Origin of the sequence: Rahnella sp. AA, from assembly GCF_002834385.1 — a bacterium.
Lineage (GTDB): Bacteria > Pseudomonadota > Gammaproteobacteria > Enterobacterales > Enterobacteriaceae > Rahnella.
This window is the reverse complement of the sequence record NZ_PITQ01000005.1, coordinates 316,557-333,208: the sequence shown is the minus strand read 5'-3', so window position 1 is coordinate 333,208 and position 16,652 is coordinate 316,557. Positions and strand designations below refer to the sequence as shown.

16 protein-coding genes and 1 pseudogene are annotated in these 16,652 nt (G+C 55.7%); 9 read left to right on the top strand and 8 right to left on the bottom strand.

From position 1 onward, the window contains the following. Positions 1-2 precede the first annotated feature (2 nt). The 5 genes from fdxH to CWS43_RS14735 all read left to right on the top strand — a co-directional run bounded on the left by fdxH (position 3) and on the right by CWS43_RS14735 (position 4,852). Complete coding sequence (gene fdxH, locus CWS43_RS14755; RefSeq protein WP_101077772.1) at positions 3-917, top strand: formate dehydrogenase subunit beta; 915 nt, start codon at positions 3-5, stop codon at positions 915-917. After that, entirely contained in the window at positions 914-1,567 is a 654-nt protein-coding gene (fdoI, locus tag CWS43_RS14750; protein WP_101077771.1) for a formate dehydrogenase cytochrome b556 subunit, read from the top strand. The genes fdxH and fdoI overlap by 4 nt, the downstream gene beginning before the upstream one ends. After that, complete coding sequence (gene fdhE, locus CWS43_RS14745; protein WP_101077770.1) at positions 1,564-2,475, top strand: formate dehydrogenase accessory protein FdhE; 912 nt, start codon at positions 1,564-1,566, stop codon at positions 2,473-2,475. Before fdoI ends, fdhE begins: the two co-directional genes overlap by 4 nt. A gap of 95 nt (positions 2,476-2,570) precedes the next feature. Further along, a complete protein-coding gene (locus CWS43_RS14740; RefSeq protein WP_101077769.1) occupies positions 2,571-3,212 on the top strand; it encodes a glutathione S-transferase in 642 nt (213 codons plus the stop codon). Positions 3,213-3,313: 101 nt separating this feature from the next. Continuing rightward, on the top strand, positions 3,314-4,852 hold the full coding sequence (locus tag CWS43_RS14735; RefSeq protein WP_101077768.1) for an aldehyde dehydrogenase family protein: 1,539 nt from the start codon (positions 3,314-3,316) through the stop codon (positions 4,850-4,852). A 128-nt stretch (positions 4,853-4,980) separates the two neighbouring features. Here CWS43_RS14735 and CWS43_RS14730 read toward each other — a convergent pair whose 3' ends face one another. Then, positions 4,981-6,219, bottom strand: a complete 1,239-nt coding sequence (locus tag CWS43_RS14730; protein ID WP_101077767.1) for an MFS transporter — start codon at positions 6,217-6,219, stop codon at positions 4,981-4,983. Between the two features lie 237 nt (positions 6,220-6,456). Here CWS43_RS14730 and CWS43_RS14725 point away from each other — a divergent pair, with 237 nt between their 5' ends. Beyond that, positions 6,457-7,452 (top strand): acyltransferase, encoded by a 996-nt coding sequence (locus CWS43_RS14725; protein WP_101077766.1) that lies wholly within the window; start codon positions 6,457-6,459, stop codon positions 7,450-7,452. Between the two features lie 6 nt (positions 7,453-7,458). Here the strand turns inward: CWS43_RS14725 and CWS43_RS14720 are convergent, their stop codons facing one another. From CWS43_RS14720 to CWS43_RS14700, 5 genes and pseudogenes are all read right to left on the bottom strand, one after another. Further along, positions 7,459-8,373 carry a GlxA family transcriptional regulator gene (locus CWS43_RS14720; RefSeq protein WP_101077765.1) on the bottom strand — a complete coding sequence of 305 codons (915 nt, stop codon included), beginning with the start codon at positions 8,371-8,373 and terminating at the stop codon, positions 7,459-7,461. A 47-nt stretch (positions 8,374-8,420) separates the two neighbouring features. Beyond that, positions 8,421-8,963, bottom strand: a pseudogene (locus CWS43_RS14715) (isochorismatase family protein); the annotation flags it as partial. Positions 8,964-9,082: 119 nt separating this feature from the next. Continuing rightward, a complete protein-coding gene (locus CWS43_RS14710; RefSeq protein WP_101077763.1) occupies positions 9,083-9,679 on the bottom strand; it encodes a DJ-1/PfpI family protein in 597 nt (198 codons plus the stop codon). An 82-nt stretch (positions 9,680-9,761) separates the two neighbouring features. Continuing rightward, positions 9,762-10,793 (bottom strand): L-idonate 5-dehydrogenase, encoded by a 1,032-nt coding sequence (gene idnD / locus CWS43_RS14705; RefSeq protein ID WP_101077762.1) that lies wholly within the window; start codon positions 10,791-10,793, stop codon positions 9,762-9,764. A gap of 151 nt (positions 10,794-10,944) precedes the next feature. Then, on the bottom strand, positions 10,945-12,129 hold the full coding sequence (locus tag CWS43_RS14700; protein ID WP_101077761.1) for a benzoate/H(+) symporter BenE family transporter: 1,185 nt from the start codon (positions 12,127-12,129) through the stop codon (positions 10,945-10,947). A gap of 139 nt (positions 12,130-12,268) precedes the next feature. Between CWS43_RS14700 and CWS43_RS14695 the strand changes: the two genes are divergently transcribed. Beyond that, entirely contained in the window at positions 12,269-12,835 is a 567-nt protein-coding gene (locus tag CWS43_RS14695; RefSeq protein ID WP_101077760.1) for a helix-turn-helix domain-containing protein, read from the top strand. A 28-nt stretch (positions 12,836-12,863) separates the two neighbouring features. Further along, positions 12,864-13,316 carry a GNAT family N-acetyltransferase gene (locus CWS43_RS14690; RefSeq protein WP_101077759.1) on the top strand — a complete coding sequence of 151 codons (453 nt, stop codon included), beginning with the start codon at positions 12,864-12,866 and terminating at the stop codon, positions 13,314-13,316. Here the strand turns inward: CWS43_RS14690 and CWS43_RS14685 are convergent. Both CWS43_RS14685 and CWS43_RS14680 read right to left on the bottom strand, forming a co-directional pair. Then, entirely contained in the window at positions 13,313-13,786 is a 474-nt protein-coding gene (locus CWS43_RS14685; protein ID WP_232776985.1) for an N-acetyltransferase, read from the bottom strand. The genes CWS43_RS14690 and CWS43_RS14685 overlap by 4 nt on opposite strands. An 11-nt stretch (positions 13,787-13,797) precedes the next feature. Next, complete coding sequence (locus CWS43_RS14680) at positions 13,798-14,337, bottom strand: hypothetical protein (protein WP_101077757.1); 540 nt, start codon at positions 14,335-14,337, stop codon at positions 13,798-13,800. A 341-nt stretch (positions 14,338-14,678) separates the two neighbouring features. Between CWS43_RS14680 and CWS43_RS14675 the strand changes: the two genes are divergently transcribed. Beyond that, positions 14,679-16,589 carry a methyl-accepting chemotaxis protein gene (locus CWS43_RS14675; RefSeq protein WP_101077865.1) on the top strand — a complete coding sequence of 637 codons (1,911 nt, stop codon included), beginning with the start codon at positions 14,679-14,681 and terminating at the stop codon, positions 16,587-16,589. The last annotated feature ends 63 nt before the right edge of the window (positions 16,590-16,652 follow it).

Below are 16,652 nucleotides of genomic sequence, written 5' to 3'. Positions count from 1 at the left end.
TTATGGCAATGCAATCTCAGGACATACTTCGTAAGTCCGCAACCAACGGGTTCACGCCTGCGCCGCGTGCCCGCGATCACCAGCAGGAAGTGGCGAAGCTTATCGACGTCACCACCTGCATCGGCTGCAAAGGCTGTCAGGTTGCCTGTTCCGAATGGAACGACCTGCGCGATGAAGTCGGCGTGAATACCGGCGTTTACGACAACCCGATGGATCTCAGCGCGAAATCCTGGACGGTCATGCGTTTCTCGGAAGTGGAAGAAAACGGCAAGCTGGAATGGCTGATCCGCAAGGACGGCTGTATGCACTGCGCCGATCCGGGCTGCCTGAAAGCGTGCCCGGCGGAAGGCGCAATCCTTCAGTACGCCAACGGCATCGTCGATTTTCAGTCGGAACACTGCATCGGCTGCGGTTACTGCATCGCCGGTTGCCCGTTCAACATTCCGCGCATTAACCCGCAGGATAACCGCGCTTACAAATGCACGCTGTGCGTTGACCGCGTCAGCGTCGGGCAGGAACCTGCCTGCGTGAAAACCTGCCCGACCGGTGCGATTCATTTCGGGACCAAAACGGAAATGCAGGATCTGGCGGCAGAGCGTATCAGCGAGCTGAAAGGGCGCGGCTTTGAACAGGCCGGTCTGTACGATCCGCAGGGCGTTGGCGGCACGCACGTCATGTACGTACTGCATCACAACGATAAACCCGAGTTGTACCACGGTCTGCCAAAAGACCCGGCCATCAGCACGGCGGTCACGCTCTGGAAAGGCATCTGGAAACCGCTGGCGGCCGTGGGTTTTGCTGTGACCTTCGCGGCGGCGGCCTTCCACTTCCTTGGCGTGGGGCCAAACTACGTGAAAGAAGATCACGTAGATGAGAAAGAGGAAGAAAAACAGAATGATGAGGAGACACACCCATGAAAAAAGAGAAGTTAATCCAGCGGTATAACCTGGTGGAACGCCTCAATCACTGGATCGTCGCTTTTTGTTTTGTGACGCTGGCGCTCAGCGGTATTGGCTTCTTCTTCCCGTCATTTAACTGGCTGATGAATGTTTACGGCACTCCGCAACTGGCGCGCATCCTTCACCCGTTCTTCGGTGTGGTGATGTTCGTCTCGTTCCTCGGGATGTTCTTCCGTTACTGGAAGCACAATCTGCCGGAAAAAGATGACATCGTGTGGGCGAAAAATATTCATAAAGTCCTGATGAATGAAGAAGTCGGAGACACCGGTCGCTATAACTTTGGTCAGAAGTGCGTATTCTGGGCGGCCATCAGCTGTCTGGTCCTGCTGATGGCGAGCGGCGTGATTATCTGGCGTCCGTGGTTTGCCGGTTACTTCCCGATCCCGCTGATCCGCCTGGCATTACTGGTGCATTCGCTGGCTGGCATCGGGCTGATTCTGGTGATCATCATGCATGTTTACGCCGCGACCTGGGCGAGAGGCTCTATCACGGCCATGACCGAAGGTAAAATCCCGGCGTCATGGGCGAAATATCATCATCCGCGCTGGTATCGCCAGGTGCGTGCTGAAGAACTGAAAAAAGACAAGGACGAAAGGAAAGCCGGATGAGCATACAGATTGTTCCACAGGACGAACTGGCTGACGGCAAAACGGCGGGAAATATCCCGCCGGTACTGTTTGCCAATCTGAAAACCCTTTACCAGCGTCGCGCCGACCGTTTGCGCACACTGGCTGAAGACAGCCCGCTGGACGGGTATCTGAATTTTGCCGCGACGATTTGCGACGCGCAGCAGCGCGTTCTGGCGACATTTCCGCTTGAAATCGATCTCAGCGAAGAGCTGCAAAAAGCCGCCGGTAAACCGCCGCTCGACTGCAGCCTGTTTCCGCGAACCCCGCACTGGCTGGTTCTGCTGGACGCGCTGATTGTGCAGCTCAAACCCGATGCGGATGAAACGGTGCGCGGGGTGCTGGAACGACTGGAGCATTCTCCGAGCCTTCAGCGGGAAATGATGGCGACGCAGTTGCTAAATCAGGATTTCAAACACGTTCCCGCCGATAAAGCGCCGTTTATCTGGGCGGCGCTGTCGTTGTACTGGGCGCAAATGGCCGCACAGCTTCGTGGCGTTGGCCGTGCCGATTATGGTGAAAGCCGCCAGTTCTGCCCGGTGTGCGGCAGTATTCCGGTTTCGGCGGTGATTGCGCTGGGTGCCAATAACGGCCTGCGCTATCTGCACTGCAATCTGTGCGAAAGCGAATGGCACGTCGTGCGCGCTAAATGCAGCAATTGTGACGAAATGGGCAATCTTCACTACTGGTCAATCGACGATGAACAGGCAACGGTAAAAGCTGAGACCTGCGATGACTGCGGGGCTTACCTGAAGGTGATTTATCAGGAAAAAGACCCGCAGGCCGACGCTGTTGCCGACGATCTCGCCACTCTGTTGCTTGATGACCGCATGGAGGATAAAGGCTTCATCGGCAGCGGCGTGAATCCTTTCCTGTTCCCCGCCGGATGATGCGCAAAGCTGGCAGCCCGCTGCGTCTTTACTGGTAAAGCGTGCCGTGGCTGCTAGCTTTAACAGAGGTTCCGGCGAAAAACGTGGAGGCTCTGATGAAATTGATCGGCAGTTATACCAGCCCGTATGTGCGCAAAATTTCGGTGATGCTGCTGGAAAAAGGCATTCCGTTTGATTTCATCAACGACGTGCCGCACGAAGCGGGCTGCAAAATTGCCCGGTTTAACCCTCTCGGAAAAGTCCCCGCGCTGGTCACTGACGACGGCGAAGTATTTTACGATTCTCCTATTATTGTGCAGTACATCGAACTGATGAACGTCGCACCGACTTTTTTGCCGTGGCAGCCGCTCGAGGCGTTGCGCGTAAAGCAGATCGAAGCGCTTGCCGATGGCGTAACGGACGCCGCCGTGGCGCTGGTGCTGGAAAACCGACGCGAAGCGGATAAGCGAAACGAAGCCTGGATTATCCGCCAACGGGAAAAGCTTTTGCGTGGGCTGGACGCACTGGAAAAACACGCTGAAAACCGCACGTTGCTCAATTCTGAAAACCTCAACGTTGCCGATATCGCAACCGCCTGTTCGCTCGGTTATATCAACTTTCGCCGTATCGCGCCGGGCTGGTGTGTAGCGCGCCCTGAACTCATCCGGCTGGTTGAACGCCTGTTTCAGCGTGAGAGTTTTGCGCGCACAACACCTCCCGGAAGCGGTAACGTCAGCGTTGCAGTAAAAAAGGTGTGAGGCCGCTCGAAGAGTTCTCTTTACATCCCGCCGGTAAAATTTCCACTGCCTAAACTTTATGCAGCATTCTGCTAAAACCTGCTGCATAAAGGAGCCCCATCATGGCTTATGATAAAAATCCTCATGCCGTAAAACCGGAAGAATATGGTTTCCCGCTCAAACTCAAAAAACAATACGACAACTTCATTGGCGGCGAATGGGTCACGCCGGTGAAAAAAGAGTATTACGACAACCTGACGCCGGTGACCGGAGAAGTGCTGTGCAAAGTTGCCAGTTCCAGTACCGATGATATTGAGCTGGCGCTGGATGCTGCGCACAAAGCCAAGGGCTACTGGGGCAAAATGCCGGTGCAGCAGCGGGCGAATTTACTGCTGAAAGTCGCCGACCGGATGGAAGAAAACATTGAGTTGCTGGCGAACGCCGAAACCTGGGACAACGGGAAGCCGATCCGCGAAACCAGCGGTGCGGACGTTCCGTTAGCCATCGACCATTTCCGCTATTTCGCGTCCTGCGTGCGTGCGCAGGAAGGCGGGATCAGCGAAATCGACAGCGAAACCGTTGCCTATCATTTCCACGAGCCGCTGGGCGTTGTGGCGCAAATCATCCCGTGGAACTTCCCGCTGCTGATGGCGTGCTGGAAAATGGCGCCGGCGCTGGCTGCCGGTAACTGCATTGTGCTTAAACCCGCCAAGCTGACTCCGCTCTCTGTGCTGTTGCTGATGGAGCTGGTGCAGGACATTCTGCCTGCGGGTGTCATCAACGTGGTGAACGGTTCAGGCGGTGAAATCGGCGAATATCTGGCGACGTCCAAACGTATCGCCAAAGTCGCCTTTACCGGCTCGACCGAAGTCGGCCAGCAAATTGCCGGTTACGCGGCACAAAACCTGATCCCGGCCACGCTGGAGCTGGGCGGCAAATCCCCGAACATTTTCTTCGCCGACGTGATGGACAAAGAGGACGACTTCTTTGACAAAGCGCTGGAGGGTTTCGCACTGTTTGCGTTCAATCAGGGCGAAGTTTGTACCTGCCCGAGCCGCGCGCTGGTGCAGGAATCCATCTACGAACGCTTTATGGAACGCGCCATTAAACGCGTCGAAGCCATCAAAACCGGTAACCCGCTGGATATCGAAACCCAAATGGGCGCGCAGGTTTCTGCCGGACAGATGAAAACTATTCTGGATTACATCGAAATCGGTAAGAAAGAGGGCGCGGAAGTGCTGACCGGTGGCGCGAAGAAAAAACTCGAAGGTTCGCTGAATGACGGTTATTACCTGCAACCGACCATCCTGCTGGGTAAAAACAACATGCGCGTGTTCCAGGAAGAAATCTTCGGGCCAGTGCTGGCGGTGACCACGTTTAAAGATATGGATGATGCGCTGCAAATCGCCAACGATACGGCGTACGGGCTGGGGGCGGGCGTCTGGAGCCGCGACGGCAACGTGGCGTACCACATGGGGCGCAACATTCAGGCCGGTCGCGTCTGGACCAACTGCTACCACGCCTATCCGGCGCATGCGGCGTTCGGCGGCTATAAACAATCCGGTATCGGGCGTGAAACCCATAAGATGATGTTGGATCACTATCAGCAAACCAAGTGTTTACTCGTTTCATATTCGAGTAAACCGATGGGCTTGTTCTGATTCGGTGTTGCCATTAATACCCCACCCCAGCCCTCCCCTTTGCAGGGGAGGGAGCAGATCGGTTTTCGGCTCCTCCCCCTGCGAAGGGGGAGGCTGGGAGGGGGTTTAGCAGGCGACTCTGGACTACATTAAACCACGCTGTTCGGCGGCAAGACAACCTGACGGCTGCGCAGGAAACCGACTACCAGAGCCAGCCACGACAGGCCGCTCAGCAGGTTGAACAGGTTAAACATTCCCGCACCGCCTTCGACGTAAGCCACTTTCGCCAGCTCAATCCCTACTGTGAAAATCATCATGCTGATGACGCCCATCGCTGCAGAAACGGTGCCTTTACTCATGTCGCTGGAGAACAGCGTCAGGCGGTACAAACCGGCGTTCGCCACACCGATTCCGAAAGCGTACAGGCTCAGACCGGCGGTCATCCACAGGTAAGCGTGGGAAGACACTAAGGTTGCGGCGGCGGCGATCAGCAAACCGACGACCATCGGGCCCGCGCCGAGTTTAATCAGATATTCGACCGTCCGTTTACCGGTCAGGCGCGCCAGCGTGACGTTACCGATAATCAGCGCACCGAAAATCGGCACCTGCAACAGGCCGTAATCGTACGCCGGTAAACCTTCTCCGCTGATTAAAATGACCGGCGACTGGGCAATCCACGTCAGCAGCGGCAGGCTGGCAAAGCCAATTGCCAGTGCGCCACACAGGAACTGGCGGTTTTTGAGCACCAGTTTGTAGTCGTGCAGCAGGCTTGGCATGGAAAACTTCTCGCCGAGGCGTGACGCGGTTTCCGGCATGGATTTCCACAATCCCCACAGCGAAATCGCAGCCAGTACGGCGAAAATCACAAACATCAGCTGCCACGGCGCAACGTGGATCAGCGCCGCACCGGCCAGCGGGCCCAGCAGTGGTGCGATCAGCGCAACGTTGGCCATCATGGCCGTGATCTTGATGCAGATGGATTCCTCGAAGGATTCCTGTATCGCGGCATACCCGACCGCGCCGATAAAGCACAGGCTGATACCCTGAAGAAAACGCATCACCATAAATTGTTCAATGTTCTGCACGAACAGAATCGCCAGGCAGGTGACGATGAAAAAGCTGACACCCGCAAGCATCACCGGACGACGCCCGCGCCGGTCGGACAGTGGCCCGAGCAGCCATTGCAGGAACATTCCGCCCGCGAGATACGCGGTCATTGAGGTGGGCACCCACTCTTCCCCGGCATTAAAATTAGCCACGACGGCCAGCATGCCCGGCTGGATCATATCGTTGCCGATATAGGTCGCAAACTCGAACAGCACCAGACACAGAGGGAACAAAAGCGCCTGCCGCCCCAGAAGGGACGCAGTATTTGGAGAATTATGCATATTTTTATTTCACAGACGTAAGGCTAATCGGTTGATCATTAGCGAAAAAATAAGAGACTGTCCGGGCGGGATTCGCAAGCGAGGCAGTAATGGTCGTTATTTTGCCGATTTTTTGAGCGTAGCGCAATCTTCTGATTTACGTTAAGCACGATCTGAGAACGGCACTTTTGCCTTGTTAGCGTTCAAAAAGGTGACTACGCTGCAAACAGTACATCAACGGGAAGGAAATGGCAGGTAATGAGCCAAAAAATCAGCTGGATAGATAATCTGCGCGCGCTCGCCTGCATGATGGTGGTGGTGATTCACGCCAGCACGTCACTGGTGGTGAATTTCCCGGCGATACACACGGCGGAATGGATTGTGGCAAACCTGCTGAATTCGGCGTCCCGTGTCTGTGTGCCGCTGTTCTTTATGATCTCCGGCGCGCTTTTTTTGGGGGAGAAAAGTGCGCAGAAGCGCCATTTTCTGCGCGTCAGTTTATGCCTGTTGTTCTACAGTGTTGTCTCGCTGGTTTACATCGTCACGATGACAAAAATTGGTTTTTGGCCGTCTCTGCGGCTGATTCTGGAAAAACCGGTGTTTTATCACCTTTGGTTCTTCTATGCGATTATCGTTATCTACCTGCTTTCCCCGCTGATCAATGTAAAAACCGTGTCCGGGAAATATTTACTGATCGCTGGGATTTTGCTGGGCGTGCTGGCGAACCCGCAGCTTCCGGCGCTCACCTGGCGGAAAATCCATCTTCTGCCGCTGGATTTGTACATCAGCGGCGACACGTTTTATTACGTCCTTTATGCCCTGATGGGGCGCGCCATCAGCCAGCTTGATACCCGAAAACCCGGCGTGACGCTGGCCGCCGCGGCTGTTTTTGTACTCAGCACGCTGGCGATTGCCGGTGGGACTTACCGGCAGATGCTGATTAACCAGAATTTCGCCGATACTTTCTACGTCTACACCGGCCCGCTGGTGTATATCTCCGCGATGGCGCTGTTTATTGCGTTCAAAAATGCATTCGCAGAACGTATTCTGCCGGGATTTTCGCTTATCTCCCGCCATTCGCTGGCGATCTACGGCTTTCATGCGCTGATCATCATCGGGCTGCGCGGCCGCCATCTCGATTTCCCCCAATTTCCGCTGCTTAATGTCGCCTTCCTGTTTATCGGCGGGCTCGGCGGCGGCCTGTTGCTGGCCATGGCGCTGGGGAGAATTGACCGGCGGAACTGGGTGAGTTAAACCCACTCAACTCCACCTTTCCTGCGCCCGTCTGAATTGCCTGCCGGAGGAGAATCCGGCGGCGAGGGCAGCTTTCTCGATGCCTGATCCTTGCTGGATGCGTTGTTGTGCGACGGCGATGCGCAGCTGTTCGTGGTAGTCGCGTACGCTGATGCCCAGATGCTGGCGGAACAGGCGCGTCAGGTGGCGGCCGCTGATGTGGGCTCTGGCGGCGACGTCTTCCACCTGCCACGGAGATTCCGGTTCGGCGGCCATCAGGTTTTGCGCACGATGGACGGCAGGATGCAGATGATTGCGGTGGCGCAGCCACGGGGAAAGCTGCGGGTCATCGCCGCCGCGGCGGAAATACACCACCATTTCACGGGCGACGTCCAGCGCGGCCTGCGGGCCGAGATGTGTGGCGATCAGGTGCAGTGCCAGATCGATACCGGCGCTGATCCCCGCGCTGGTCAGCACGGAGCGGTCCTCGACAAATATCCGGTTATCTTTCACCTGTGCGGCAGGTACCTGCTGGCGCAGACGCGCGATCACGTCGTGATGCGTGGTGCACTGATAGCCGTCGAGCAGCCCGGCTTTTCCCGCCAGAAGGCTGCCGGAACAGATACAAACCAGCGTCAGCAGGCCGTTCTCGATGGCGTTTTTTTGCTGACTCAGCCAGTCACAGGCTATTTGGGCGACGGGGGAGGAAAAATTTTCTTCTGAACGATCAACGCCGGGCATGATCAGAATGCTGCCTTCCGGCAATGTTTCCGGCAGTGGCTGCAAATGGCTGACCGTCAGCCCGGTGGACATCGTGATTTCCGGCAGGGGGCCGATGTAGTGCAACGCAAACTGCCCGGCGATACGCAGTGCTTCCGCCGGGCCGGTCAGGTCTAAGGCCATCACGCCCGGCAGCGTCATAAAGTAGACATTTCGTTGCATATCGCCTCACAGATTAACCATCACAGCGCTTATCTTCACACAGCGTGATCGAGTTCCGCCAGTGCGCCGTTGACGTCGGTAATCGTGGCAAAACGGTCGGCCAGTACCAGCTCGGTGCGCAATTTGATTTCAGCCGCGCTCAGCGTCACGCCGCTGGCGTGTGTCATTGGAAACGTCAGCGTCGCTTCGGTAACAAACGTCACTGTGTAACCCAGATCGGACGCCACGCGCGCCGTGGTTTCACAGCATTGTTCGGTACGCATTCCGGCAATGATCAGATGTGTGATGCCGCGTTCGCGCAGCCACGCGTCGAGGCCGGATTCGGTCAGGGAATTGTGAACATGTTTATGGACAACGTGCTGCGGCTGATGGGTGAGAAAAGCCATCGGCGTGACCAGCCCGGATTCAAGCGAAAACACACCGTCAGGATTGACGTGGAACACGTCGATGACGGGAACGTCGCGGGTCTGACAGCCGTCTATCAGGCGGGTTAATGCCTGGCTGAAAGCCGGTAAATCATCCTGCTGCCAGAAGTCTTTTTGCTCGAAAGAACGTTGCACATCGATATTTAACAGGGCGCTGTGGGCCATTTTCGGACTCCGTCTGGTGAGTGTGAAACCAGTCTGCGCCTGAAAGTCTGTCGGGAGAATGCCAAAAACGGACATGATGCTGATGATGGCGGACGACCTGCATCGCCCGCCGGTAATAATCAGATTTTCTGGTCAGCCCGCCAGTGGTGATAATCAATGTGATCAGCCTGGAAATTGGTGGTTTGGGCGTCGCCGGTCAGGCGATACGCCAGCTGGAAAGCGAAATCAAACGCCAGCCCTAAGCCTTTGCCGCTGAGCAGATTGCCGTCCTCGACGAAAGACTGATTCACATAAACGCCGTCTTTGACGTCTTGGTATAAATCGCCGGAACAGACATAACGCCGCCCTTTCAGCAGGCCGTTACCGCCCAGAACGCGCGCGGCCGCCGAGCACAGCGGGCAAATCAGCTTTCCGGCTTCGTCATGACGGCGGACAAATTCTACGACGTCTTTGCTGGCCGCCAGCGCCACCGAGCCTTCCGGGCCGCCGGGCATCACCACCGCGTCATACAAACGGTCGCCCTGTGCGCTCAGCAATTCATTGGCCTGCATCTGAATGCCGTGATAGGTGCGTAGCGTCAGGCTTTTCTGGCAGGCCAGCGTCGTCACCTGAATCTCCAGCCGCTCCAGAATATCGAGCACGATCACCGCTTCGCCTTCTTCGAATCCGTCCGCCAGCAGCAGGGCGACCTGCTTTTTCGCGTTGTCCTTCACCATAATGCAAATGTCCTCTGAGGATGAAAATCAGAGGACATCATAAAATGAAACGGCGTTTTGATATTGTGAGTCTGTCTGCAGACTAGAAAACCAGCTGAACTTTCGACGCTCTGGATTTATCCAGCGCAAACTCCAGCGCTTCCACCAGATCCTGTTGCGGGAATTCGGCGGAAAGCAGCGGCATCGGATCAACGGTTTTGTTCGCCAGCCATTCCACCGCCGTATTGAATTCTTCGGTGAAGCGGAAGCTGCCGACCCAGTTAATTTCTTTAGCAATCAGCATCATCAGCGGGAATTCATTCACCACCGGCCCCATGCCGACCTGCACCAGCGTGCCGCGCGCACGGGTGACTTCCAGACAACGGCGGATAGAAGAGGGATGGCCGGAGGCATCGAAAGACACATCGAAAAAGCCTTTTTCGGCCTGATATGCGGAGAAATCGCCCTGCGCGGCGTCAAGTGCCTGGCTGGCACCGACGGCCAGCGCCAGCGTACGGCAGCGTTCACTCGGGTCGGTGACCACAATTTCCGCGGCACCTTTGGCTTTAGCGGCCAGCACGATTAAGCAGCCAATCGGGCCGACGCCGGAAACAAACACCGTTTTGCCGCGAATATCCCCGGCCTGATTCACCGCGTGAATGGCCACCGCCAGCGGTTCAGCGAAAACCATCAGCTGGTCGCTGACCTGATTGTCGTAAGGAATGCACTGGTCGCTGTCGACAATTTTATACTGCGTGAACGCGCCGTTGATGTGCGGGAAATACATCGCGCTGCCGAAGAATTTCATGGTGGTGCACTGGTTTTCATCACCCGAAAGGCAATATTTGCAGGTTTTGCACGGCTTGCTGGGGTTCAGCGCGACTTTCTGGCCCGGCTGCAAACGCGGGTTATCCGATTTTTCCACCACGCCGACCACTTCGTGCCCGAGAACCATCGCTTCGCGGACTTTAAAATCCCCGACCGAGCCGTGCTCGTAGTAATGCAGATCAGAGCCGCAGATGCCGCCGCGGGTCATTTTTACCAGCGTGCCCTGGCCCGCATAGTCGATGGTCTGGTTGATGACCGAGACGTCTTTTTTCCCGGTCACTACGCAGGATTGAGTGGTAATCGTCATGGAATTCTCGCTCTTTAAAGGGGGCGTTTTTGGCCTGATGGCTCCCAGTAAAGAGCGTTTGCTGCGCATAAAATGTGATCACTGTCACCTTGCGCCGTGTTACGAAAACCTGTTACCCATAACTTGAACGGACTCAACCTTTCGCTGGCGGTTATGCCCTGTTGCGCGCAGGAATACTGAGGATCAGGTGCGAGATCACGCCGCCGGTTAATCCCCAAAACGCCGAGCCCACGCCAAGCAGCGTCACGCCGGATGCGGTGATCAGAAACGTGATAATCGCTGCATCGCGCTGGCGTTCATTTTCCAGTGCGCGGTATAAACTCCCGGCAATAGTGCCGAGCAGCGCCAGCCCGGCGATGGTATGAATAAGCGCGGGAGGCAGCGCGGTAAACACCAGGCCGATTGAACCGCCAAACACACCGGCGATCAGGTAGAAAATCCCGGCGGCGACGGCGGCCATATAGCGTTTTTTCGGATCCGGATGGATATCCTCGCCCATGCAGATTGCGGCGGTAATGGCAGCGATACAGACGGTAAAACCACCGAACGGCGCTAAAACTAATGCGGTCAGCGCCGTCCATGAAATCAGCGGCGAAACCGGCAGGTGATAGCCGTGGGCTTTCAGCGTGGCGATACCCGGCGCATTTTGTGACGCCATGGTCACCACGAAAAACGGAATGCCGATGCCGATAATGGAAGACCACGTAAAGTGCGGCATAACAAATACAGGCGCGGCGAACGTCATGGTTTGGCCGTGCAGCGAAATATCGCCCTGTAATCCGGCCACCATCAGCCCGGCGGCGAGGGCGAGAACCACGGCGTAGCGCGGCAGGGCGCGTTTCGCCAGCAGATAAACCAGACACATCGTGCCTGCCAGTGCAAAATTACTGTGCAGCGAGGTAAAAGCATCCAGCCCGAAGCGCAGCAAAATCCCGCCGAGCATGGCGGCAGAAAGCGCCTGCGGAATGTATTGCATCAGCCTGGCGAATAACCCGGTCACGCCGCACAGCAAAATCAGCCCGGTCGCAAACACAAAAACGCCAATCGCCTCGTTGATTGTCGTGCCGTGCAGGCTGGTGACCAGCAGCGCGGCGCCCGGCGTTGACCAGGCCGTCACCACCGGCGTGCGGTAATACAGCGACAGCCCGATACTCGTCACGCCCATCCCCAGCCCGAGCATACTCAGCCACCCACCTATCTGCGCCACGCTGGCACCGGCGGCTTCGGCAGCCTGAAAGATGATCGCCGCTGAGCTGGTATAACCGACGAGAACGGCGACAAATCCGGCGATAACCGCCGAAAACGTCAAATCATGAAAGCTGATACGCGATGGCATTGATGAAAATCCTTCTGGTTACCGGGCGCGGGCGTTATGCTGTTGTGCGTTATAGCGCACAACGTGGCGCTCAAGATATCACTGTGCGTTATAACGCACAATTGCGATCGTCAAAAATCCGACCGCCAGAGGAGTCAGGATGCAGGAACTCACCCGCCACATCGGTAGCCAACTGAAAGCCGTGCGCAGCGAACGGGGCTGGAGCCTCAGCCAGACAGCCGAAAAAACCGGTGTCAGCAAGGCGATGCTCGGCCAGATTGAACGCGGCGAATCCAGCCCGACGGTTGCGACGCTGTGGAAAATCGCCAGCGGGCTGAACGTCTCTTTCTCCGAATTTCTCGAAACGCCGCCCGTGCAGTCTGCGGCGTTGCACCGTCATGGTTTGCTCACCACATTCAACAGCGATGCGTCGGGAATGCGCGTTGTGCCGCTGTTTCCTTATGATGCTACGCTGCGGATGGATATGTTTGTTATCGATCTCAAACCAGGCGGATACAGCGAATCGACGCCACACGAAGCAGGGGTCGTTGAGCATGTGGTTGTCATTAAAGGCGAACTGACGCTGACGGTTGACGGCGTCACGCGCACGCTCAGCGCCGGTGAAGCATTGCGCTTTGCCGCTGATTGCCCGCATGCCTACCGCAATGAAAGCGGTGATTCCGTGCGTTTTCACGACCTGATACATTATCCCCATACCCGTGCGTAACCGTTTAATTTGCCGAGGAGAATGACCTATGAGCCAGTCGCAAGATGTTGTTATTCGTCCGTTAACGCCTGCTGACTATGCGGGCTGGAAAAAACTCTGGAACGCGTATCTGACGTTTTATGAAAGCAAACTGGAAGACGAGGTGTATCAGCATACCTTCCTGCGTCTTTCTGATCCGGAATATGCGTCGATGTTCGGCTATGTTGCCGAATATCGCGGGGAAATGGTGGGGATCGCTAACTGCATTAATCATGACCACGGTTGGTCACTGGAGCCGGTGGTCTATTTGCAGGATTTGTTTGTCGATGAAAGCGCCCGCAAACTGGGGCTGGGGCAGGCATTGATCGAGGCGATTTACGCCTATGCGGACCAGAACAACAAAGCCAATGTGTACTGGACAACTCGAACCACCAATCTGACTGCCCGCAAACTCTATGACCGTATCGGTAAAGCGACCAACTTTATGAAGTATGTGCGTTAAAGCGGTTTGCGCATATTCATTTTGGTGGTGACGTAACCGAGGCTGGCATAAAGTGCCTGCGCGCCGGGATTGCTGGCGAAAACGTTCAGTTCGATAGCCACGCTGCCCAGCTCGCGCAGGCGTTCTTCCATCAGCCGGAACGCCGCTATCGCATGTCCCTGACGACGAAATTGCGGATAAACCGTCAGCTCATACACGAAAGCGCTGCGCACGCCGTAGCGTTCAATATTGGCAAACCACAAATATCCCACGGTTTTGCCGGGTTCTGCGTCTCTGATTTCGTACAAGTAGTGATCCGGCGTATCAATGCCCTGCGGCAGCGCATTTTGCGTGGAGCTGCGCGCACGTTCCAGCGCCGTATCCGGCAGCCACAGCCCGGCGGTCACATTCTCTTCGGCGTAATCTTTCGCCAGCAGTTCTGCAAATTCTTCATAAAACGCAGCGCTCATTGGCACTAGAATAGTCATCATTTCCCTCTGATTTATTTAGGATTTTCCGCTTTTTTATACGGAGTGACATAACACTCGCTGATGGTGGTGGAATGGCTTTCCATTTGCGTGATGATGTAGCCTTTTTCGGTCAGCGCCACCGAGCTGTACGGCGTTTCATTGTGTTTGTCGGAAATCACATCTTCAAAAGACTGAATGATTTTGGCTTTCTCGCCGGCACGCGCCGGATCATCCATCCCGTTGACCTGAATCATCGCCTGTTTGAACTGGTTGCTGAACGATGTTTTCCCCGCCTTGCTTTCAATAATCGCTTTGATGTTCACCGTGATGTCATTGCCGAGCAAAAATAACGTGTTGCTCTGGTAAACCAGCACATTTTTGCGCTTTGACACAACGAAGCCATTCTCAATGACCTTCATTTTGCTGTTATTGGCGTAGGTCACGTCATCCAGGCAGATAGTTTTGTCCCCGACTTTAAACTGGCTAAAACGTGCTTTGATTTCTTTTGGCGTTGACGCCGCCTGCGAGCACAACGGAACAAGCAATAAAAGTGGTAAGAGCCATGACTTCATAGGAGTTTCCCAAACAAGGTGCTGAGCCAGCCGACATAACAGCAGTATAGGGAGACACCGGCAGGATGCGAACGTTTATCTTTGCGGAACAGTTTTTTACCGTTTTGGCTAAAGCCTCGCCTGCGTGATGCCGATAATTCAGACGATAACGGAATTCCTGCCCGTTCTGGGGACACGTATCAGGGACAGATAACCTGCGTTTTTTCATCGTGAGCTTTCACAGTACGTTTACTGTTCCGGGGTGTTTTATGAGTCAGATGCAGGCGCTTTCAACGGCGGCCGGAGTTGAGGTTGCACCAGAGAAAAAAGTTCCTAAGAAAGCGATGCGTACCCGTACGCTGATGCTGATTGTCGGGCTGCTTACTATCAGCCTGGGTTATATCATTACGGTCGGATTGCTGAGCTGGCAGTCAGCGAATCAGCAGCGTGACATTGCCCGCCGTTATCTCCAGCAAACGGCGAATACCGATGCCTATCTTGCCCGCCAGAAGCTCGATACTGCGCTGCATGCAGCCCGTGACCTGGGGCAAAGCATGATTAGCCTGCGTGAGGCCGGTCATGCCGATCGTAAACTGGCTGATACCCTGTTGCAAAATGCCCTGAAGAGTCACCCGGATTTTCTGTCAATGTCGCTGGCCTGGGAACCGGATGCATTTGACGGCAAAGACGGGGATTTTGCCGCAAAAGAGGGGCAGGATCCGCAAGGCCGCTACGTCCGGTATGTTGACCGCGATACCAGCGGAAACATTGCGCTGCACAATCTCACCGACTACGAAACGCCGGGCAGCGGCGACTACTATCTGTTGCCGCGTAAGCTGCAAAAAGAAGTCATTCTTGAGCCTTACAGCTATCCGTATAACGGTGTGGATACCTTGCTGACGTCAATTGCGGTGCCGATCATGGTTGACGGTAAATTCCTCGGTTCGATCACCGCAGATTTCTCGCTGCAAACCTTGCAGACCCTGGTCAACGGTATCAAACCGTATCAGGGCACCGGCTATGCGATGCTGTTTTCACAGTCCGGTAATTACATCTCTTCACCGAAAAAAGAGCAGGTGACGCATAAGCTTGAAAACGATGCGTCGTTGCTGAAAAGTATTCAGGCGGGGCAGATGACCAGCCGCGAACAGCCGGATCCTGTGTTGGGCGAAAACGCCTTCTCTGAGTTTGTGCCGATTCAGATTGGCAACACCGGCACGCCGTGGATGCTGGGCATTGTTGCCCCCGTCAACGCGGTGATGAAAGAAAGTACGCGTCAGCTTTATTACGCGCTGGTGCTGATGGTGCTGAGCATCGTGGTGGTGTTTACCGTGCTGAGTGTGATATTTGCCCGCAAAGTGCTGCGCCCGGTCGGTGGTGAACCCGCAGATGCAGCGAAAATTGCGCTGACGGTGGCCGATGGCGACTTAACGCATCCGATCGTCACACAGAAAAATGACCACTCAAGCATCTTCTTCGCACTGCAAACCATGCAGTCGCAATTGCGGCATGTGGTGACCGACATTATTTCGACCAGCCACGCGGTCGGCAGCGGTGCGTCGCAGATTGCGGCAGGGAATATCGATCTGGCTTCGCGGACCGAGCAACAGGCGGCCGCGCTGGAAGAAACCGCTGCCAGCATGGAACAGCTGACGGCGACGGTAAAACAGAACGCCGATAACGCGCACGTGGCCACCGAACTGACGGCAAACGCCACCGAAATTGCCGGCAAAGGTGACAGCATTATGTCGGATGTTGTCGGCATTATGGGGGAAATAGACGACAGTTCCCGGCGTATTGCTGACATCACGTCAGTGATTAACGGTATCGCGTTTCAGACCAATATTCTGGCGCTGAATGCGGCGGTAGAAGCTGCCCGCGCAGGCGAGCAGGGGCGCGGATTTGCCGTTGTTGCCTCTGAAGTGCGCAGCCTGGCGCAGCGCAGCGCCGATGCGGTAAAAGAGATTTCTGCACTGATTGAGGAATCCACCACGCGCGTCGATCACGGCGTCGGGCTGGTGAAAAACGCGGGGGCAACGATGAAAGAGATCATGAAAGCCATTACCGATGTACGCGATATCATGAGTGAAATCGTCTCTGCTTCTGATGAGCAGTCGCGTGGGATAAGCCAGGTGACCCAGGCGGTTCACGAAATGGATGGCGTAACGCAGCAAAACTCCGCGCTGGTTCAGCAGGCCTCTGCTGCCTCTGCTTCACTGGAAGATCAGGCGCGCCGCCTCAATGAAATCGTGCAGGTGTTCCGGCTGAGATAACGTTTCCCACGGCCTTCATCCGCCCGGATGAAGGCTTTTTTAACGACATCCCCCTCATTCTGC